This window comes from Anabaena sp. FACHB-595 (assembly GCF_048568275.1).
Lineage (GTDB): Bacteria > Cyanobacteriota > Cyanobacteriia > Cyanobacteriales > Nostocaceae > Trichormus.
The window spans coordinates 3,015,025-3,035,053 of record NZ_CP183473.1; the positions used below are offsets into that span (position 1 = coordinate 3,015,025).

20 protein-coding genes are annotated in these 20,029 nt (G+C 40.1%); 14 read left to right on the forward strand and 6 right to left on the reverse strand.

Annotation, left to right across the window (positions count from 1 at the left end; genetic code table 11):
- Positions 1–81: 81 nt before the first annotated feature.
- On the reverse strand, positions 82–1,671 hold the full coding sequence (locus ACN222_RS12575) for a helix-turn-helix domain-containing protein (protein ID WP_010996668.1): 1,590 nt from the start codon (positions 1,669–1,671) through the stop codon (positions 82–84).
- A gap of 898 nt (positions 1,672–2,569) precedes the next feature.
- Here ACN222_RS12575 and fdxB point away from each other — a divergent pair.
- The 6 genes from fdxB to ACN222_RS12605 all read left to right on the forward strand — a co-directional run bounded on the left by fdxB (position 2,570) and on the right by ACN222_RS12605 (position 8,391).
- A complete protein-coding gene (fdxB, locus tag ACN222_RS12580) occupies positions 2,570–2,863 on the forward strand; it encodes a ferredoxin III, nif-specific (RefSeq protein ID WP_010996669.1) in 294 nt (97 codons plus the stop codon).
- A gap of 581 nt (positions 2,864–3,444) precedes the next feature.
- The gene (locus tag ACN222_RS12585) at positions 3,445–4,428 is read left to right on the forward strand and encodes a cytochrome c oxidase subunit II (RefSeq protein WP_010996670.1); all 984 of its coding nucleotides are present in this window, start codon (positions 3,445–3,447) and stop codon (positions 4,426–4,428) included.
- Between the two features lie 32 nt (positions 4,429–4,460).
- Positions 4,461–6,140 carry a cytochrome c oxidase subunit I gene (ctaD, locus tag ACN222_RS12590; protein ID WP_010996671.1) on the forward strand — a complete coding sequence of 560 codons (1,680 nt, stop codon included), beginning with the start codon at positions 4,461–4,463 and terminating at the stop codon, positions 6,138–6,140.
- A gap of 143 nt (positions 6,141–6,283) precedes the next feature.
- Complete coding sequence (locus tag ACN222_RS12595) at positions 6,284–6,877, forward strand: cytochrome c oxidase subunit 3 (protein WP_010996672.1); 594 nt, start codon at positions 6,284–6,286, stop codon at positions 6,875–6,877.
- A gap of 89 nt (positions 6,878–6,966) precedes the next feature.
- Entirely contained in the window at positions 6,967–7,452 is a 486-nt protein-coding gene (locus tag ACN222_RS12600) for a hypothetical protein (RefSeq protein WP_010996673.1), read from the forward strand.
- A gap of 327 nt (positions 7,453–7,779) precedes the next feature.
- Positions 7,780–8,391, forward strand: coding sequence for a cupin domain-containing protein (locus ACN222_RS12605; protein ID WP_010996674.1), 612 nt, complete (start codon positions 7,780–7,782; stop codon positions 8,389–8,391).
- A 214-nt stretch (positions 8,392–8,605) separates the two neighbouring features.
- Here ACN222_RS12605 and ACN222_RS12610 read toward each other — a convergent pair whose 3' ends face one another.
- Positions 8,606–8,836, reverse strand: a complete 231-nt coding sequence (locus ACN222_RS12610; RefSeq protein ID WP_010996675.1) for a hypothetical protein — start codon at positions 8,834–8,836, stop codon at positions 8,606–8,608.
- 76 nt (positions 8,837–8,912) lie between these two features.
- On the opposite strand from ACN222_RS12610, the gene ACN222_RS12615 reads away from it, so the two are divergent.
- Entirely contained in the window at positions 8,913–9,428 is a 516-nt protein-coding gene (locus ACN222_RS12615; protein WP_010996676.1) for an ArsC/Spx/MgsR family protein, read from the forward strand.
- Positions 9,429–9,507: 79 nt separating this feature from the next.
- On the opposite strand, the gene cysK is transcribed toward ACN222_RS12615, so the two are convergent.
- Positions 9,508–10,467 (reverse strand): cysteine synthase A, encoded by a 960-nt coding sequence (cysK, locus tag ACN222_RS12620; protein WP_010996677.1) that lies wholly within the window; start codon positions 10,465–10,467, stop codon positions 9,508–9,510.
- Between the two features lie 1,000 nt (positions 10,468–11,467).
- On the opposite strand from cysK, the gene ACN222_RS12625 reads away from it, so the two are divergent.
- The 6 genes from ACN222_RS12625 to ACN222_RS12650 all read left to right on the forward strand — a co-directional run bounded on the left by ACN222_RS12625 (position 11,468) and on the right by ACN222_RS12650 (position 14,650).
- Positions 11,468–11,893, forward strand: a complete 426-nt coding sequence (locus ACN222_RS12625) for a hypothetical protein (protein ID WP_010996678.1) — start codon at positions 11,468–11,470, stop codon at positions 11,891–11,893.
- 147 nt (positions 11,894–12,040) lie between these two features.
- Positions 12,041–12,316, forward strand: coding sequence for a hypothetical protein (locus ACN222_RS12630; protein ID WP_010996679.1), 276 nt, complete (start codon positions 12,041–12,043; stop codon positions 12,314–12,316).
- A gap of 2 nt (positions 12,317–12,318) precedes the next feature.
- Complete coding sequence (locus ACN222_RS12635; protein ID WP_010996680.1) at positions 12,319–12,630, forward strand: hypothetical protein; 312 nt, start codon at positions 12,319–12,321, stop codon at positions 12,628–12,630.
- A 220-nt stretch (positions 12,631–12,850) separates the two neighbouring features.
- The gene (locus ACN222_RS12640) at positions 12,851–13,186 is read left to right on the forward strand and encodes a hypothetical protein (protein WP_010996681.1); all 336 of its coding nucleotides are present in this window, start codon (positions 12,851–12,853) and stop codon (positions 13,184–13,186) included.
- Positions 13,187–13,284: 98 nt separating this feature from the next.
- Complete coding sequence (locus ACN222_RS12645; RefSeq protein ID WP_010996682.1) at positions 13,285–14,286, forward strand: LLM class flavin-dependent oxidoreductase; 1,002 nt, start codon at positions 13,285–13,287, stop codon at positions 14,284–14,286.
- Positions 14,279–14,650, forward strand: a complete 372-nt coding sequence (locus tag ACN222_RS12650; protein ID WP_011317341.1) for a hypothetical protein — start codon at positions 14,279–14,281, stop codon at positions 14,648–14,650. Before ACN222_RS12645 ends, ACN222_RS12650 begins: the two co-directional genes overlap by 8 nt.
- 81 nt (positions 14,651–14,731) lie before the next feature.
- Here ACN222_RS12650 and ACN222_RS12655 read toward each other — a convergent pair whose 3' ends face one another.
- The 3 genes from ACN222_RS12655 to nifX form a co-directional block, all read right to left on the reverse strand.
- Positions 14,732–15,418: a Coq4 family protein gene (locus ACN222_RS12655; protein ID WP_010996684.1), complete on the reverse strand. Its 687-nt coding sequence runs from the start codon at positions 15,416–15,418 to the stop codon at positions 14,732–14,734.
- A 480-nt stretch (positions 15,419–15,898) separates the two neighbouring features.
- Positions 15,899–17,260 (reverse strand): hypothetical protein, encoded by a 1,362-nt coding sequence (locus ACN222_RS12660; RefSeq protein WP_010996685.1) that lies wholly within the window; start codon positions 17,258–17,260, stop codon positions 15,899–15,901.
- Positions 17,261–18,143: 883 nt separating this feature from the next.
- Positions 18,144–18,650 (reverse strand): nitrogen fixation protein NifX, encoded by a 507-nt coding sequence (gene nifX / locus ACN222_RS12665; RefSeq protein ID WP_010996687.1) that lies wholly within the window; start codon positions 18,648–18,650, stop codon positions 18,144–18,146.
- Between the two features lie 440 nt (positions 18,651–19,090).
- On the opposite strand from nifX, the gene ACN222_RS12670 reads away from it, so the two are divergent.
- A complete protein-coding gene (locus ACN222_RS12670; RefSeq protein WP_010996688.1) occupies positions 19,091–19,996 on the forward strand; it encodes a carbohydrate ABC transporter permease in 906 nt (301 codons plus the stop codon).
- Positions 19,997–20,029: the final 33 nt, after the last annotated feature.

The following is a 20,029-nucleotide window of genomic DNA, read 5'->3' on the forward strand; positions in this document are numbered from 1 at the left end:
AACCGCCGATTAATAATAGTAATTTGAGACTAAATGACAACATACATCGACGGTTTAATTTATGAAATTGCTACTTATTGGTTAAGCGATATGTAACACTTTGCGTAAAAGTGTCTGGTCTTCTAGCTTTGCTTTTAAGCGACCATTTTCTATGTCTCGAATCCAGCTTTGGCTTTTACCAGTTAACTTTGCTAATTCCCGTTGAGATAAGTTCAAACTTTTGCGAGCTTGCAAAATTTGCTCACCAACTAAATCACCTGCGGTTTTTAGTTTTTGTCTACTCTTAGCAGTTCGCCGTTGTTTTTTTTCTGATTCAGCAATTTGTCGTTCCCATTCTGGTGGTAGTTCAAAGGATAAAATTCGCGCATTCATCAATAGATTCCACTTACCACGGGGGCCGCTATCAGTGAGGCGAGTTTCACCACCTGCATCATTAATCCAAAACTCTAATGCTTCATCGGGGTCTTCAGGAATATCTACTAATTTCGCCCATAAAGGTTGGATAGCAAGAGGATAAGTGATGGGATCGAAGATGGGTTTAATTCCTAAATGATTTAGTACTTCTAAATCATTTTCAAATGTCCGTAATAGGCGTTTGCGTTCTTCTCGATGTCTAGTAGCAATATTGACTTTTTCTTGACCATAAGCAATACGTAGTAAGGTAGGAACTGTGATGCGTTGTTCCTTACCCATTTTGGTTTTAAATAATAACCATAGCATTAATCTTACGGCTCCTTCGTGCTGCTGCCAAATACTCATGACTGTGGTTAGCAGGGTCTTGGGTAGGCTACCATATTGATAGAATGCAGTGCGTTCTTTGCATCCTTGTTTGTTTAAGAAATATTGGCTCCATATCCCGGCTTTGACTTTAAATGTTAGCCCAACGAGATATTTACAACCCAATTTATCTTCTTGAAAGTGGTGCTGAATACTTACTAAGTCCCACAAGCGGCTATTGGCGACTGAAAACCCCTTCACTTGTCCTTGCTGAGGCCAGTCCATAGAAATAATAAGTGAGCAAGCTTGCTGCACAAGATTTTTCATTAGGGCTAGTTTGGCGGCTTTGCTCAGGTCTTTGCGTTTCTCTAACCCTAAATATTTTTCTAGCTGTCGTTCGTCAATAGTAAACTCCTGTTCCCAAGGTTTATCTAAGGCTGTAGCATGGGCAGCTAGAATTAAATGGATACAAGCAGCTCTAATATCAAATACCTCAATGGCTGCTACATCTTTGGCCTTTTCGTTGACTTGGAACGGGTCTTGGATATGAAAAGCGATTTTTCCTCGTCCTTGGTTGACTGCTCGACTGTAGCAGAGATAGCCTGCTTCGTCAGTTTCCCAGTTCAGGGCTGTACGTTGCGCTAGTAGGTTGCAGGCTTCCCAAATTGCGATCGCCGATGCAAATGGGTTATTCTTCCCATTAGAAAATAAGTCTGGGCTAGTTGCATCTCGCGGTTCCACTTTACATCGCCCCTTCTTTGCTTGCCACGGTATGGGGGATTTGACTGGACAAGCTATCACACACTGCGGTTCAGCATAATAACCCTCACAATTATTACAAAGAGACGGATCTATCCAGTATTTATTGTTTTCGATTTTGATTGCACCCGTAGGACATTGGGGACGGCAGTTGTCACATCCAACGCAACTGTTGTTAGGAATTGTATAAGGCATATAACTTTCTTCCCACCCTAATCGTTGAGATGTTTGGCTCAAGTTTCCCCCTGGATGTGTCCTGTTGATTGATAACTAACCACTTACTTAATTAGCTATCCAGCAAGAATACTTGATTCTTGCCGAAATAATTGCTCACATCCATCTTGAGATTTTGCATCCAATTGGAAGCTATTTCAGACTTTGCACTAGAGCCTAAGATTACTTCTTCATTCAATAAACATTTCATAGCTAGTTTGATAAATTTGTTCATAATGAGCCTACAAATGGTTTTTACGAATTTAAATAATACTTCGCTTGCGAACATTTGATTAAGCCTTAAAGCCTTAGCCAAAATAGTTCTGGCGAACATTTGCATTTATGAAAAATGTGATTAATCATCATTATTAATAGCCTTAATATTTCCTGTAGGTTAATCATCTTGCCTGAAGATAGCAGATGACATAGGTAATTTAATTGGGTATCAACAATTGAAGCCCAAACCATGTATATTTAAAGACTGTTTATATAGAAAATATTATCAATTTATTGAAGGCTGATAATAGATGTCATTTTCTTCCTTGCAAGCCATGACATTTTTGAAATAAAAATATGTAGCGCCTTGTGTTCGCAGATACATCTTGGCTACAGAAGTCAACTATTTAAACTAATCTATTATAGTAAGTTTCCTACCGGATAAAATCAATAAGTATTTCCACATTAAATACATTTTTAAACCTAATAATAAATTTTCTCATTAATATTTAAATCACAAAAATAGCTAAAAAAATGTATAAAGTCAGGGAATTTTGATTCTCGCAAATTAATAGATTAACAACAAAAGAAATAGATAATCTTAAGTTAAGATGATGATTAAAGCACTGGGAAATTTATTGGCATAATTGCCAGGAGAATATACATGGCGGTACTCACAGGATTGACCTTTGGAGGCAACACTTGGACACCTAAATTTGCCGAATCAATTGACAAAGATAAATGTATCGGTTGTGGCAGATGTATTAAGGTATGTGGTTATCCTGTGTTGGATTTGAAAGCACTCAATGAAGAAGGTGAATTTGTAGAAGATGAGGAAGATGATGAAATCGAGCGCAAAGTAATGGTAGTTGCTCATCCAGAAAACTGCATTGGATGTCAAGCTTGTGCGCGGATTTGTCCTAAGAACTGCTACACACACAACCCTTTAGAAAATTAAGTTTTTCACCATCAGACATGATTATTGGCAAGGTAACAAGAGGGGAATACCAAATTCAAAATTCAAAATTCAAAATTCAAAATCCAAAATCCAAAGCCTGGAGAACACAGTAGGTTTTTGCAATTTGAAGGATGATATATTGAGTTTTGTTTTATTTCTGTACCAAAAAATACCGAGAATCACCAAAAACTTCACGGTAAACAAATGCGTAAATCACTAACTGTTAAATATTAAACAAACCATACTTGCTGTTAAAAATAATTGTGTCTTTTTGATGTCAGTAGCTTTGGAGAAGTAGAAGCTACTGGGGATATGGCGAAAAATATATTGTTAAGTTTTGGGGGAAAGATATGAAGATATCTGGAATAATTCCCCCAATTTTTATAGGCATAAGTTAAAAAGTTAATAAGTGAAATAAAAGGAAACTGGGGATTGATGATGGGGGATTAGGGACTGGTAGTGACAAAGCAATTACCAATTCCCCTTCGGGTTCGCCAGTTCCTTACGGAGGGAAACCCTCCTACAGGACTGGACTCACCAATTACCAATTCCTAATTTCGATAAGTAAATGAGTAGGTGGTATGCAGCAAATTCCTGTTTCACTCTGGACTCTAATTGCTGGAATAGTAGTTGGAGTAATCAGTCTTTGGATTGGTCAAAATCACAACCTACTACCTATTCAAGCATCAGAACAAGCGCCTTTGGTAGACGGATTTTTTAATATTATGTTTACCATTGCTGTGGCGCTGTTTTTGGTAGTAGAAGGCACGATTCTGATTTTCTTATTTAAGTATCGTCGTCGTCGGGGTGATAATACCGATGGCGTACCAGTGGAAGGGAACGTTCCCTTAGAGATTTTCTGGACGGCAATTCCATCAATAATTGTGATTTGCTTAGGTATCTATAGTGTAGATGTCTTTAACCAAATGGGAGGATTAGAACCTGGGACTCATCCCCATGCTTCCGCTCATGTGGCGCACTCTTCAGGTACGGCATTAGCAGCAACACTAAACGATACCTCGACATCTGCAATTAATCCAGGGATTGGTATTGGTGCAAGTCCGACAACTGCCGGTAAAACCGCAGACTTAGTTGTCAATGTGACTGGGATGCAGTTTGCTTGGTTATTCGATTATCCTGATAACGGTGTTTCCGCCGGAGAACTACACGTTCCGGTAGGTGCTGATGTACAACTTAATCTTTCAGCACAGGATGTGATTCACTCATTCTGGGTTCCCCAATTCCGACTGAAGCAAGACGCAATTCCTGGGGTTCCTACCGAATTAAGATTCGTAGCTACCAAACCAGGGACATATCCGGTAGTGTGCGCTGAACTTTGTGGTGGTTATCATGGTTCAATGCGGACACAGGTTATTGTCCACACACCAGAGGAGTTTGATAGCTGGCTTGCAGAAAATCAGGTTGCTCAACAACAAAATCTACATCAGGCTGTTGCAGTTAACCCAGCTAATTTATCAACATCCGAGTTTCTCGCACCCCACACCCAAGATTTGGGAATTAGTGCAGCCACTTTAGAGACATTGCATACAACGTCTGTAAATTAGTGGATTCTTCAAAAATTCTGGCACAATAGCTTATGACACGAGTTGAATTTCCACCACACATTCCGCCAGATGACAATCAGCCGAAAAATTTGGCGGTTGGACATGGCTTAACTCTGCCAGCTTGGAAATGGCGAGATTACTTTACTTTTAATGTAGACCATAAGGTTATTGGTATCCAATACCTGGTGACAGCGTTTTTGTTCTATCTAATCGGTGGGTTGATGGCGATCGCTATCCGTACCGAGTTAGCAACACCTGATGCAGACTTCATTGATCCGAATCTGTACAACGCATTCATGACCAATCACGGAACAATCATGATTTTCCTCTGGATTGTTCCTAGTGCTATTGGGGGTTTTGGTAATTATCTCATACCCTTGATGATTGGGGCGCGGGATATGGCGTTTCCCAAACTGAATGCGATCGCCTTTTGGTTAAACCCACCAGCCGGCTTACTCTTGTTACTCAGCTTTATTTTTGGTGGTTCTCAGTCTGGTTGGACTGCTTACCCACCTTTGAGTTTAGTCACAGCGCCAACTGCTCAAACTTTGTGGATTTTGGCGATTGTATTAGTAGGGACTTCTTCCATTCTGGGTTCTGTGAACTTCGTTGTCACCATCTTGATGATGAAGGTTCCGAGCATGAAATGGGATCAACTACCTTTGTTCTGCTGGGCAATTTTGGCAACATCCGTACTAGCACTACTCTCTACACCAGTGTTAGCTGCGGGTTTAGTTCTGCTATTATTTGACCTCAACTTTGGTACTTCCTTCTTCAAACCAGATGCTGGCGGTAACGTCGTTATCTATCAACATTTGTTCTGGTTCTACTCTCACCCAGCAGTATATTTGATGATTCTGCCCATCTTCGGCATTATGTCGGAGGTGATTCCCGTTCATGCGCGGAAACCAATTTTTGGTTATAAGGCGATCGCCTATTCTAGTGTCGCCATCTGTGTGGTCGGTTTGTTCGTCTGGGTTCACCATATGTTTACCAGTGGTACACCCGGTTGGATGCGGATGTTCTTTACCATCTCTACCTTGATTGTTGCTGTTCCGACGGGTGTGAAAATTTTCGGTTGGGTGGCGACCTTGTGGGGTGGAAAGATTCGCTTTACCAGCGCCATGCTGTTTGCTATTGGCTTGTTATCCATGTTTGTCATGGGCGGCTTAAGCGGCGTAACGATGGGTACAGCGCCTTTTGACGTTCACGTCCACGATACCTATTATGTAGTGGCACACTTCCACTACGTTCTGTTTGGTGGTTCTGTGTTTGGGATTTACGCCGGGATTTATCACTGGTTCCCCAAAATGACAGGGCGGAAGTTGGGTGAAGGTTGGGGTCGGATTCACTTTGCCCTGACCTTGGTTGGAACTAACTTAACTTTCTTACCCATGCACAAATTGGGCTTGCAAGGTATGCCCCGACGGGTGGCGATGTATGATCCTCAATTTGTGGATTTGAATGTGCTTTGTACTATCGGTGCATTCATCTTAGGCTTATCGGTGATTCCTTTTGCCATCAATGTTATCTGGAGTTGGAGCAAGGGCGAATTGGCTGGGGATAATCCTTGGGAAGCTTTGAGCCTGGAATGGACTACTAGTTCTCCTCCTTTGGTGGAGAATTGGGAAGTTCTGCCTGTGGTGACTCATGGGCCTTATGACTATGGTCATAGTTTGGAAGCCGCACCGGAAGTAAGTGTATCAACCTAACCCCCTAACCCCCTTCCCTACGAGGGAAGGGGGAATAAGAAAGGTTCTCCTCTCTGACCTTCGGCACGCTCCGCGAACGAAGAAAATTTAGGAGAGGGGTTAGGTGAGAGGTAAAGAGCCGAAAAATTGATGGAGAAGTGAATATGACTAGTGTGACGGCGCATGAGGCTCATGGGGGACATGAGGCGCATCCAGATTTACGGGTTTGGGGGTTGTTGACTTTCCTGATTTCTGAATCTTTGATGTTTGGCGGATTTTTTGCTACGTATCTGTTTTTTAAGGGGACTACCGAGGTGTGGCCGCCGGAAGGAACAGAGGTAGAGTTGTTTGTTCCAGCAATTAACACCGCCATTCTCTTATCTAGTAGTGTGGTCATTCACTTCGGTGATATGGCGATTAAGAAGGGTAATGTCTGGGGAATGCGGATTTGGTATTTCCTGACGGCGATTATGGGAGCAGTATTTTTAGCTGGTCAGGTATATGAGTACCAGAATTTAGGGTACGGCCTGACTGCTAATGTGTTCGCCAACTGCTTCTATATCATGACCGGGTTCCACGGACTGCACGTATTTATTGGGCTGTTATTGATTTTAGGTGTGTTGTGGCGATCGCGCCGTTCTGGACATTATTCAGAAACTAAACATACTGGCATCGAAATGGCAGAAATTTACTGGCACTTTGTAGACATCATCTGGATTGTTCTTTTTACCTTGGTTTATCTGCTCAATCTTTTGTAAATACAAGGGTAATGGGTAATTGGTAATTAATAATAGTTTGTTCAATTACCTATTACCCATTAGCTATTACCAATTCCCAGGAGGTTATTTTGCACACAGACACCAATAAATTTTCCTGGTTCCAAGTTCCTGAAGATATCAAACATCTGTTAATTTTAGCTGCACAAAGTTGGGACAATACTTCAGTATCGGAGCAATATATTCAACAAGCTTTAGCTAAAACTGGAGAAAATACGGATGTATTAGTAGCAGGATATAGGTTTTTTTACTATAAAAATAATTATTATTTAGCATTGCAAACAACTTACAAATTATTAGATAAAATTAGAGAATCAGAGAAGTTTCCTGATGAATGGGAGGAACTGAAGCCAATATTGGTTAACCGTCGGGAAGAATCCCCCATCAGGTTATATTTGAATGCTTATGCAGCTGCTGGATTGGTATTAGCTAAGTTAGGGGAAATCGATCAAGCTAAGGAAATCAGCATAAGAGTCAAGCAAGTTGATGACAAGCATGATTTCGGTGCGGGAATCCTACTGGATGTTTTGACGCGTCCAGCAGAAGAAGACGATTAAATCAGTCAATAGTGAGATAGTGCATTCCTGAGCCGTCCCGTGGGCGGGTTTCCCGACTTGAGGGAGTGGCGTGTCGCCTTGCGTCGGAAAGCAACTATCGAACTCGTAAAGGTCAACAGTTATTAGTTAACACTCAACAACCATGAATATGTTCTCTTTTTTCAGCGCATCTTCCCCTCAACCTCTATCTACATTTTCTAATACTAATAACGACCAGTTTCCTCCTAAAGTTATAGTGCCAACTTTCCCCACAACTGATTCGCTGCCGAATGTTAACACTCCCATATTTGTGCTTCCCAGATTTTCTTAACCGAGAGTTTAAATATCATGCAAGGTAGGGATTGGCTCTTGACAGGAGACGGTCAATATCAAGTGTGTAAATCTGCGAGAAGTTGGGATTTATTACAAGAGAATTATCGTCTTTATCGGTTTTTGACTGAGATGGAAGATGTTCTCAATCAGGTAAGCGATGAATCTACTCGTTTACCTGAAATCCGAATGCTCGTCAGGCGCTTGATTGTCAATTCGTACTGGGTGCGGAGTCAGTATTTAGCACCATCTCCAACCACCGGAACCTCTGTTCTCCTCCTATACGATGAATTGGGTTTTCCCTTGACTGTGCAAACAGTAACTTTTGCACCAGGAACCCTATCTACTATTCATAATCATGGAACTTGGGGAGTTGTCGCGGTCTTAAAAGGGCAAGAAAAAAATACTGTTTGGCGACACACAAAAACCCCAGATTCTCAAGACAAAATTGAGGCGATGGGAGAAATTACTTTATCACCAGGGGACATGATTAGCTTCACTCCCGACGCAATTCATAGCGTCCAAGCAATAGGTGATGAACCAACTGTCACCTTTAATATCTATGGCGAAACTGACCCCAAACAAAGATTTGAGTTTGATGCAGTTACCCATAATGCTAAAAAGTTTTAAGGGGGAGACAAAAGGTAGGAATTAATCATGAACGCCGTGTGCAACTTTTTCAAACCTAACCCCCAACCCCTTCCCTTGTAGGGAAGGGGAGCAAGAATTAAAGCCTCTCTCCTTGCAGGCTACCGTGTACACACAAGTGGTAGCTGTAAGGGTTTCAGGCGTTATAAACCCCTTAAATTGTCATTACGAGCGTAGCGATAGCGGAGCGAAGTAATCACATAATCCCGTGGTTTTTGCGATTGCTTCGTCGTTCCTCCTCGCAATGACAGGCTTCCAGAGCGATCGCACAGCCTAAACCTAGATGACAAAACCAAGTGCTAGGGGGAATTTTAAGACTTGTGTGTACACCGTAGCTCCTTGCAGGGGAGAGGTACCCTGCGGGTACTCCTACGGAGAACTCGTAGAGTAGCAAGCTATGGAGAGGGGTTTCAAGAATAAGTTGCACATCGGGTTAATTATCCTCCTGTTCCCTATTACCTATTACCCATTCCCCATTCCCAACTCATTAGGAGATACTTCAAATGGCTAGAGTAATTTTCTATGAAAAACCCGGTTGTAAAGGTGGTACTCGTCAGAAAGTTTTGTTAACTGCGGCGGGACATGAAGTGATCACTTACAACCTACTTACAGAACCTTGGACTGTGGAACGTCTGCGTTCATTTTTTGGCGATCGCCCAGTTACCGACTGGTTTAATCGTTCCGCGCCACAAATCAAGTCTGGTGAGATTGTTCCCGAACAACTAGACGAACAAACAGCCTTACTTTTAATGCTGAGAGAGCCTTTATTAATCCGTCGCCCTTTACTGCAAGTAGGCGATCGCCGCGAAGTAGGTTTTGATGTCGAAACCCTGGAAACTTGGATTGGCTTAAAACCCGTAGATGAATCCTTCCGCGCCATGAGTGAAAATCTCATGAGCCAAGATTTGCAAGGCTGCGCCCACGGTAATGGTCATAGTCACGATCATCATCACGATCATCAAGGCGGATGCAACCATCACGGTCAACAAGAACACCACAGACAAGGGTGTAATCATTAAACACAGACCGAATTAACCTAACCGTAGAGACGTAGCACCGCTACGTCTCCAACAAAGGTTTATGGATAAAGCACCCCAACTAACTGACACCAGCAGTTTCATTCGTCAAATCCTGAAACAAAGGGGTGCTGAGGTAGCGTTCGCCGAAGGAAGGTTGAATCATCACAATTAACTTGCCGGCATTTTCTGGACGTTTCCCCACCTGTAAAGCTGCACACAAAGCCGCACCAGAGGAAATACCAGATAGCAAACCTTCTTCTCTGGCTAAACGCCGCCCGTAGCTCATCGCTTGATCATCGCTAACTCTGATGACTTCATCCACCAATTCTAGACGGAGGACATCGGGAACAAAGCCTGCACCGATACCTTGGATTTTGTGTGGCCCGGCTTGTCCACCGGAAAGGATAGGACTATTGCTAGGTTCAACTGCGATCGCCTGAAAGCTAGGTTTGCGTTGTTTCAATACCTCTGCAATCCCAGTAATTGTTCCTCCAGTACCCACCCCAGCAATCACAATATCAACTTCACCATCGGTATCATTCCAAATTTCTTCGGCGGTAGTTTCACGGTGGATTTTGGGGTTAGCTGGGTTGCGAAACTGTTGCAGCATATGAGTATCAGGGGTACTAGCCACAATTTCTTCGGCTTTGCGAATGGCTCCCCGCATACCTTCTGTACCTGGAGTCAACTCTAGAGTTGCACCATAAGCCCGCAACATAGCCCGTCTTTCTTGGCTCATAGTCTCTGGCATAGTCAAAATTAACCGATAGCCACGGGCGGCGGCTACCATCGCCAGGGCAATTCCTGTGTTACCGGAAGTTGGTTCTACTAAAATAGTTTTTCCCGGTATGATTAAACCTTCCGCTTCTGCTGCGTTAATCATACTCACCCCAATCCGGTCTTTTACGGAAGAGGCTGGATTCATTCCTTCTAGTTTGACAACTATTCTGGCAACTACTCCTTCCGCTTGCGGAATCTTATTAAGCTTAACTAAAGGTGTACCTCCAATAAGTTCTGTTACATCATTAGCAATTCGCATTATTTTACTCCTAAAATTCTCAATTCAGAGTGAATTGTTTACTTATAACAATTAGCTTATAACAATTACCTTAGACGTATTAAATTTACAAATCAGCTTGCGTGAGAGTATATGTGATGTACTTTTACTAAAGCATAAAACTGGTGACTAAATAAAGCTATTTAAAAACATTTACCCGGTATTTTTCTTTTTCAATGTCTTTTGTCACAGTGAATACATTTACACATTAAAAAACATTAAATATCCCTTGCTTATGGAACTCTATTTTTGTAGCCATCGTCTACATAACTAATAATTTGGTGAATTTATTTTATTCCTTTGTTCAAATCGCACATTTTATATAATTTTAATTGTTTTTTCGGGCTTGTTTTTATATACTCACCAATACATATATTCTGCTTGAGTACAAGTTTTTAGCATAAATCACTCAACCACAAAGTTGATTGCATTCGCCCCCTATTTAGCTTTGAGATTGATTTGATAAGTGCCAGAACCCCAGTCAATAAATGCTAGTACCCCACCTCAAAAATACTAGTACCCCTACCCCAAATAATTTTTATAATCTTTATGATATAAGGGTTTGCAGAGTTGAGTACAAAACTAATAAATTTAATAATTTTGATCCGACTCATATAAACCATAGGCAAGAAGGTCGGCTGATATAAAACTAATAGGATTTACGCAGAGATTCCCCTCTACCCCCCGAAATTCAATGGGTTAAACCAAAGAACTAGGGGGGACTTCTTAATCATTAAAGAGTAATCGGTGAACATCTTTAATAATTAATAGCTGATAATCTAAATTAGGTATTTGCGGCATCGAAATTTGCCAAATTATACCCACTTTTCAAGATAATATTATTTTTCAATTATGACATATTTTATTTTTCCCTGTCGGCTACTTAGTTAAACAATTGAACTTTATTGATAATGAGAGCATGAAAAAGTTTGTCAGACTACTCCCCACTCCCTACTCCCTTCTGTAAGATAGGAGAGCAAAGATGAAAGTCAAACTCTTAAATGTTCTCACGGTTTTTTTAGTTACTTTTACGGTGTTATCTCCAGGGCTAATAATATTTGGTGTTGTTTGGGTCAGACACATAGAGTTCGTTAAAACACAGAAATTAACATTTGCAGTCAATAATATTAATCCAGCAGATACCGCTCTATCTAACACAAACACAACTCAAAACTTAGAACTACCCCAAGTTAGCACCCAAATTTCTGATCGAAATATCGTGAATCAACTGCTGACTGCTGAACAGTATAAACTCGCTGTCCTCCTGCAATGGTTCGTTTTGCTAACCCCTATATTCATTGGGCTAGGAATTATTGTTTATGACAGATATCTTGTTTACCGCGCTGCTGTTTTAAGAGAACAAATTGAAATGTTAGAAAGACTTTGGCAGCAAAGCATTGAACAATAAATACAGTTGTTACACCCAATATATACATCGTATCAGTGGGAAAAATATCTTTAAATCACAGCCTAAAAACTGAGCTTATAGACAAGATAAAAACAACTGGCGACTGACCACTGACAACTAACAATTTTGTAAAAAAACAAATTCACTATGACTGAAGCAACACAAGAACGCCAAACTTCCTACTTTAATCTCATTGATGAATTACTACAATGTCCGAATGGTCAAGAACCAGAAATATTAGAAGCTAAAGCAGAATTAATTGATGCTGGTTTTGTGGAAACTATCGTACAAGTAGCAACAGCATTTGCACATCAAGGTAATCAAGATGGGGCGCAGTTTTTATTTTTTTTAGCTCGTGAGTTAGCGAAAAGTTTAGGCTTGTATCCTGATTTTCAACAATCTCAAGGAGCAAATGAGGGGTAATAATGCTACTAACTGCAACTGATGCTGGACATATAGCGTTAGAGTTTCTCCTAGCAGACTGGAATATTGTAGATGAATACAGAGATTGGTTTAACATCTTTAATTCTCGTCTGACGGGTCAGAGTTGGTACATTGTAGAGTTAGGTATAGAAGGATTTCCTGATAGGTGGTACATCCAAGTTTACGACACAGGAGAATGTGATCCTAACTATACTTTTGCTTCCCCTATTCATGCTTCTGAAGGATTTGCCGACTTGAGTCATTTACCAGAAATTGTGGCTGAAGTATTAGTTGCAGAGCGCAAATCCAGATAAAGTATTAATCAATATTTTACCAATAAAGATCCCCGATTTCTTAAAGAAATCGGGGATCTTTTGTTTTCAAATATACAAGTATAAATATTAATTTAAATTTGTTTTTTTTACATACATTCTATTAATAATAGGAAGAAAATAATGCTGAATTGTCAACATTAAATGACAAAAATATGTTATATTAGTTAGCGTGATGTACGCTACATAAATATCAATTGCAATGATTGCGGAAGATATCCTAGCTAAGGAATTCACAAGAGTCGTCAATCACTACTACCCAAAAGTCGGGGAATTATTAGATGGGTGTCATGTGAAAGTCATCACCTGTTTCTGGGGACGACCTGCTAGACGTTTGCAATATATAGGGATTTATTGTTCTGGTGAAATGCTCCCTTATGTGCAGACTCAAAAAGAAATACTCAGAGAAGTAGCTGAAAACATGGGATTAGTGCAAGTAGTTTGCATGAATGCTAAACGATTATTGCGAGACCCCATGTCAAAGTTGAAAGATAACGACCCACGCCTATGGCTGGAGTTGCAGATGGTAGCAAGGTAGATGGAAGAAAGGGGTATGGGGGTATTTTTGAAACTATTACACCCCTACACCCTTACAACCTCCTTAAGTCCCGGTAGAGTAGGAATCGCTAGCAAATAATGAAAACAGGACTGTTCTGCAATTACGAAAATCATCACCAAGACTCGCGTCGAGCCATTTTTGAACAAGTGGCGCTAGTACGACAGGCGGAAAAGTTGGGTTTCGACGAAGCTTGGGTAACAGAGCATCATTTTAATGAAGTAAATCTCAGTTCGTCAATATTGCTGTTGATGGCACATTTAGCAGGTGTCACCTCAACTATTAAATTAGGTACGGCGGCGGTGTTATTACCATTCCACAACCCGATTCGGGTGGCGGAAGATATTGCTACCTTAGATAATTTGTGCAATGGACGATTATTATTTGGTGTGGCTAAAGGGGGGCCATTTCCCCAACATAACAAGCATTTTGCCACACCAATGGGCGAATCTCGCGCGATGATGCTAGAGGCGTTGGCATTGATTCAAAAGCTTTTATATGAAACTGATGTATCATTTAACGGACAATATTATCAGTGCGATCGCCTCACAGTTTACCCTAAACCTTTACAGCAAGAAATCCCCGTTTATCTAGCCACTGGTGATGATGTAGGTATCGAATTTGCGGCGAAACATTCCTTTGCTTTGATGGGAGGGCCGCCGTTTGCTCTGGAGAGATTAAAAAAGACGGTGGAAACCTATCGAGCTTTAAATTCTAGTGGTGGGGAAAAATTTGTTTTAGCGCGCTTCTTTTATGTAGGTAAGACCTATGATGAAGCAGTCACGGAAGCTTTACCTTTTATTAGGTATTTTAGCCAGAAAATGACAGCCAATTCGTCCCAAGTAATGCAGAACGGTTCTAGCGGTCATAAGCAATTTGACCGCACAAATATTTGTTTTGATGAAGACTACTTGATTGAAAATTCCATCATTGGTGATGTGGCTACTTGTCGGGACAAAATCAAGAAATTTCAAGACGAATTGGATCTAGGTACATTAGCGCTCAAACCCTCATCTTTTGCCTTGCAAAAAAATCAGGAAAGCTTGCAGCGCTACAACCAAGAGGTACAAAATTATGTCTAAATTGAATCTGCTTCCACCAGATGATTTACCGCCTAGTGTGGTGTCAAAAGAGGATGGAATGCTGCATCTGGAATTAGAACAGTCTATTGGCAGATGCTTTTATCAGGCTTGCGATCGCATTACTCAAGCATTGCTAAATAATTGCCAGTGGTATCTTACCAAAAAAGATGCGATCGTTATGCTCATTGTTGACTGTCCAGATATTGTCTCTTACTGGCACATAGTCAGCAATATTCCTCAATTAGGGAATCGCCTAGAGAGGTTTACCAAAAATGCCAAAATTCGCGTTTATCCCCCTTTTGGCAAAGGTGAACCTTTAGAGATTAGTGTCAATGAAATTTCTGCCTATCGAGATTGGCTCTAGATTTTTGAAGCATATCGAATGATTACATTTCAGTAACCCAGGTTTTCCCAAAGGCTGGGTTTTTTCTTTTATTCCCAGTCCCTAAGCTCTTTCACGTTGCTTTACAGTATTCATGCCTAAACACTCACGTATTTCAATCACTGGTACATCCCAAAACTGATCCCATTTCTGAGCGATTAACTTCCTCGGCGTATGGGAACCTAAACTATATCCGCGAGCTATTTCTGCCATTAAATCTTGGAATTTTGCTGGTTGATAAAGACTAGTCATCACCATGCCAAAACTGACCAACATCACACTAATAGGAATTGGGGTTTGAGCCAAAACAAAAGCTTGAAGACCAATTTCACCAATCCCATCAGTATCAAATCCAGCGACGACATGATAAATATCATGGGTAGAGCGCCACAGCATTTTCAGATATGAGATGTCATCAACTACAGGGACTTTCTTATAAAAGTAGGGGTCGAAACCTCTAGCTTTCATTTCAATGGCGTAGACATGGCCTAATGTTCCCTCTGGAAGTTTAGCTAAATCATCTAAATTGAAAGGTGCTGGTAGCCAGCGTTCCGCAAACAAGGTGTTAACTTCGGGAATTTTTTTTAACTCATCAACAGCTAACTGCGCCATTTCTGTTTGGTCGAGTGCATCCTCAAAGTCAAAAACTGGGTCAGTATTACCGTTGCTGGGTTTTAACGCTCTATCTGCCAAAAATTGAATATAGGCAAGAAGTCCTTTGTCATTGTTGTAACTGATGACATTGGTCATGGTAATTTCCTCATGTAATGTTGGGGGATGAGGGATAAGATGAAGAGGGAGAAAAATATCAAGACTTTAACTAACAGGACTTAACTAAATTCTTCTTCCTAATTTTAAGTTTGCATCAGGGAGAGATTTTTTTGCCAGTTTTTTGACTTTAGCCATCAGGATTGACCTATCGATAATGAATGTGGGAATATGCAGACCTAATTTTTATACTACTTGAGTCATATTTTCATTCATCCTGAGGAGTATTTATTCATCTGTCTTCTCTCGCCCCTAACCTCTATTTTCAGACAAAAATGCGATCTCCCATGCTAAATAGGTATACTGCTATCTTGCATCTTCTCAATAAGCAAGTGGTGTGGAGCATCCCAACCTACGAAATAATAATCCTTTTAGCCTGTAATTTTGGTAATAAGAGAGTGGTGCAAGATATAAGTATAAATAAACCCGAAGATGTAATGAAAGATTTGATGTTTAGTCAAATTAACTACTTAGAACTGCTGACCATACCGCATGAGCTATTTCAGGTTTGTCAATAACACAGTGGGAACCCATAACAAAATTTGCCTGAGGATCGTAAATGTATTGACTACTTTCTAAGTTGTAAATTTTCTGTGGTTGGAAATTGTAAGAATATTGTAGGGGAAGCATATCAATATTGATAATATCTAAGTCTGTTCCCTGAATACCATAATTGCCAATTCCCCCAACATTAGGAAGCGGAGGTGAACTAACATCAGTATCTATATTTTGACCTGCAAATAATCCTAATTTCCCCGCTACAGGATAGGCTAGCTTGACAGCACTATCGTGTTTAGATTGGGTAGTAATAATTGCACCGGCAACTTTCCTCTGAGCAATGATTGAGTGAAAGTAACCAACCAAATTATTCTTATAAGGAATCTTCGCACTAAAAGACCAGAGTGATAATGCACCTTGTACTAGAACCAGAGAATTTACAGGACGAACTAAAGCGTTATTTTGTTTATTCCCCGCGACTGTAGCCGAAGCAAATATACAACCAAAACTATGTCCCATAAGATGAAACCGTACTGTTTTTGCAGCTGTCTGTTGCAGTTTTTTTAAAAAATTAAAACCACTAGTTTCACCAATTCTACGGGCGCGGTCTTTCATTTTCCAGAAAGAGACTAATCTTGGCAGCCCTAAAAATGAATCCCATGCTGATTTAACAGTATCAGTAAAACCAAAGCTGAAATCTTGAGTATCTTCTAACAAAATATTTTGATAGACAGTTTCCGGATCTAAATTTAATAATTCAGTTTGACTCCAGCCGTCAGCATCTTCTTCATCACTAATCAAAGAGGCCTCTTTTAGCAATACCTCATAAGCTTGACTTACTTCTAATGGTAAAGTATCCGGCGCAGACTTATACTCTATTGCTGCTGTAAAAATCACTCGCAGTGCTTCTCTAGTAACTTCCGTATCAGCTATGCTTTGAGCATAATCATCAATCATTTGCTGTTGAGAATTATCTGTGATGTCATAAGAAACAACAGCTTTTAAGCCTTCATGACTCCAAGGACTACTAGGCCAGTGTAAACCTATCCACAGAGGATGAAACTCTGGTCGTATTTGTTGGATTTTTTCAATATCAGTATGGCTGTCAGCCATTGTTCTAATCCATTCTTTGTAGTGCTTTTGGGCGGAGGAAATATCACCCATCCAGCCATGACTAATTAAGAAGACATCTGTGATTGGCTGTGTAGATAAGATGTCTATGACCTTTTGGCTGACTTGTTGAGTTCCATCACATTCCTTGCCATCAGCATCAAAAGCAATCAGATAGTAGTTCAGGGAAGTTCCGATTACTGTTTCAAGTGGCATATATGTTATTTAACAGTGTGCAATGTAAATTTACTGAAACTGGAGTTTCAAGTGATTGTTAGAGCTTATAGTAGAAAATATGCGTGAATCAATTAATACGCTGTTTTTAGTTATAAATGCTCAAATTATTTTTTAGGAATGCTGTAATATTTGTTAATATTATGTGAAAATACATGAAAAAGAAGCTATAACGCTGTTAAATTACATATTCATGTGTATGGTTTGTTGACTGCTGATCCTTAGACTATGCTCAGAGTTAACTGTCAACCGTCAACTGTTAACAGCCAGTAGGAAAAGATATGCAAGTTAAAGCAAGGTTAGCCAACTTAATATAAGCGATCGCCTCTACTCAAGATTAATCAATTAAGATTTATTCACTATAATAGTGGCGTGTTAATTTTCTAGTCATAAACAAAGCAATTAGCAATAATCCTTCTAAAGGAATCAAGGAAAATTTAAGGCTACAGCATAGCCAAAAGAACCCTACTAGTATGGAAATAACTTGCCAGATTTGATTTGTAATTTTTAGACCAATAACTACAAAAAATATAGCTAGTCCTAGAGTAATAAATGAGGTGAATAGCATAGCTAATACATTTGATCAGAATGATTGCGTGACTTGTTTATTCTGGAATTGCAGCAGAGTATTAAGAGTTCAATACCTTCCTGGTGGACAATTTTGGCTGTTTTGCTAATGACTACTGACCACTGATAAAAACTCTACCCATACGAGGATAGAGTTTTTGTGCTAATTTCAGCCCTCAACCTAGTATGTTTTTGGCAGCCTGCTTAATTCATAAATAGGGAGATTTAGATGGAATGTGAAGCGAAAATTTCCATCTATAGATTAATGCCTAATTAGCATCAGCTTAGAGAGGATTTATTACACAGATTCTAGTTCACCGATACTTTCTTGATTTTGACGTAGAGCTTTACGCAACCAAGGCGGAGGATTACCTTTAAGAGTTTGCACTAATCTATTCAAAAGGTAGATAATATCTTCCTTCTTTGAACGTGGTTTAACTGGCATTACGCCTTTTTTGATTAACTTGGCAGCAGCAGTACCGCCAATGGATGCCACATATACAATTTTGCAATCAGATAAAGCTGCGATTTTTTGAGCTACTTTATCATCACTTTCACCATTTTGAACCTTAGGTTTTTGCTCCTCTTCTTTTTTAGCTTTTTTGCAATCGCTTTTACCGTGTTTGCAATCACCTTCGCTTTTTTCGGTTGTATCTTCACTAGGTTTAGGAGTTTCCTTATTAAAGGAGAGAGTTTCGATAAATTCATAACCCCCGTCTGAAATTTCATAAACATCAATTTCCTGCGCCCAGCCAAAGTGAGCGTCAACATTAATCCTATCACTTGTAGCAAATGCTATCTTCATTTTTGTGTTCCTTTTTTCATCAGTTATGACTAACTGCTAATAATTGCTGAATTGAGGTTAAATTATTACCTATTATTGAATAGGCAATGCCCTGCACCTTGTAATTCATCAGGTGTAAGATGTCAGATTAGGCATTTTTACACAGTCACGGTTAACAATTAGTAGTTCAGTATCCGCAGAACATGATTCCAAAGACTCTATAGCCCTAAAAACAACCTCACTTAATGCAGTTGTTGAAGGCTCATACTATTTATCTTAGGCTCAATTCCTTAAGTGTGGTGATGGCTCAAGAACTTTTTCACCTCATTTTTCCCGAAAACCAGCCTATGTAATGCCATAAAAATATGGAAAAATCATCCATAGGGTATCTATGAGTCAACTCATCCCTTCCACTACGATAGCGATCGCACAGTACCCACAGCTAGTTATAGGCAGATTAGATGGTGTTGCGAATCAGAAGGTGGAGAAATAACCATAGATGGAACATCACAGACAGCTTGTTCGGATATGTATTCATGATGCCGACTCTGCTGGTTTTGGGAACTTTCGTAGTTCTACCTATTCTCTATTCTGTTTTCCTGTCGCTCAACAAAGTTCAACTGTTAGGTGGTGTTGCCTATCAATTCATTGGGTTGCGAAATTTTCAGCGATTAGTTGACGATGAATTAGTTTGGATTGCCTTAAGAAATACAGCAGAATATGTGGTCATTGTTGTACCAAGCCAAACTGTTTTGGCATTGATTTTAGCAGTAACTTTAAATGCTGGAATCCGGGGTAAGAACTGGTGGCGCATCCTTTACTTTTTGCCAACAGTCACTTCTTCAGCAGTGCTGACGCTAATTTTTATGTGGATTTATAATACAGATGGACTATTAAATGATTTTCTAGCTTTTTTGGGACTGCCTACTTATAATTGGTTGGGTGATCCGGCTGTTGCCCTCAAAGGCATCATGCTCATGAATATTTGGTCAACTGCACCATTTTATATGGTGATATATCTAGCAGCCTTACAAGATATACCTGCGAAACTTTACGAGGCGGCAGAATTAGATGGTGCAAATTGGTGGCAGCAATTTATTTACATTACAATTCCTCTGCTGAAACCTGTGACTTTTTTTGTGATCGCGGTGGGGGTAATTGGCACTTTTCAATTATTTGATCAATCTTATATTTTCTCTGGTGGTACTGGCGGCCCTAATAATGCCACCTTGACTGTAGTGCTGCTGATTTATCAAATGGTATTTCGTTATTTACAGATGGGATATGCTGCGGCGATCGCCTTTCTCTTGGCAGTGGTGATTATTGGTATTACACTGATTCAACGGCGAGTTTTTGCTGGTGAATAATTCCCAGTTTATGATCGGGAATAACAATATTTA

Excerpts from the sequence above, each read along its gene's own strand:
- ACN222_RS12575 (WP_010996668.1), bottom strand. The coding sequence starts at position 1,671 with ATGCCTTATACAATTCCTAACAACAGTTGCGTTGGATGTGACAACTGC.
- fdxB (WP_010996669.1), top strand. The coding sequence starts at position 2,570 with ATGGCGGTACTCACAGGATTGACCTTTGGAGGCAACACTTGGACACCT.
- ACN222_RS12585 (WP_010996670.1), top strand. The coding sequence starts at position 3,445 with ATGCAGCAAATTCCTGTTTCACTCTGGACTCTAATTGCTGGAATAGTA.
- ctaD (WP_010996671.1), top strand. The coding sequence starts at position 4,461 with ATGACACGAGTTGAATTTCCACCACACATTCCGCCAGATGACAATCAG.
- ACN222_RS12595 (WP_010996672.1), top strand. The coding sequence starts at position 6,284 with ATGACTAGTGTGACGGCGCATGAGGCTCATGGGGGACATGAGGCGCAT.
- ACN222_RS12605 (WP_010996674.1), top strand. The coding sequence starts at position 7,780 with ATGCAAGGTAGGGATTGGCTCTTGACAGGAGACGGTCAATATCAAGTG.
- ACN222_RS12615 (WP_010996676.1), top strand. The coding sequence starts at position 8,913 with ATGGCTAGAGTAATTTTCTATGAAAAACCCGGTTGTAAAGGTGGTACT.
- cysK (WP_010996677.1), bottom strand. The coding sequence starts at position 10,467 with ATGCGAATTGCTAATGATGTAACAGAACTTATTGGAGGTACACCTTTA.
- ACN222_RS12625 (WP_010996678.1), top strand. The coding sequence starts at position 11,468 with ATGAAAGTCAAACTCTTAAATGTTCTCACGGTTTTTTTAGTTACTTTT.
- ACN222_RS12630 (WP_010996679.1), top strand. The coding sequence starts at position 12,041 with ATGACTGAAGCAACACAAGAACGCCAAACTTCCTACTTTAATCTCATT.
- ACN222_RS12635 (WP_010996680.1), top strand. The coding sequence starts at position 12,319 with ATGCTACTAACTGCAACTGATGCTGGACATATAGCGTTAGAGTTTCTC.
- ACN222_RS12640 (WP_010996681.1), top strand. The coding sequence starts at position 12,851 with ATGATTGCGGAAGATATCCTAGCTAAGGAATTCACAAGAGTCGTCAAT.
- ACN222_RS12645 (WP_010996682.1), top strand. The coding sequence starts at position 13,285 with ATGAAAACAGGACTGTTCTGCAATTACGAAAATCATCACCAAGACTCG.
- ACN222_RS12650 (WP_011317341.1), top strand. The coding sequence starts at position 14,279 with ATGTCTAAATTGAATCTGCTTCCACCAGATGATTTACCGCCTAGTGTG.
- ACN222_RS12655 (WP_010996684.1), bottom strand. The coding sequence starts at position 15,418 with ATGACCAATGTCATCAGTTACAACAATGACAAAGGACTTCTTGCCTAT.
- ACN222_RS12660 (WP_010996685.1), bottom strand. The coding sequence starts at position 17,260 with ATGCCACTTGAAACAGTAATCGGAACTTCCCTGAACTACTATCTGATT.
- nifX (WP_010996687.1), bottom strand. The coding sequence starts at position 18,650 with ATGAAGATAGCATTTGCTACAAGTGATAGGATTAATGTTGACGCTCAC.
- ACN222_RS12670 (WP_010996688.1), top strand. The coding sequence starts at position 19,091 with ATGGTGTTGCGAATCAGAAGGTGGAGAAATAACCATAGATGGAACATC.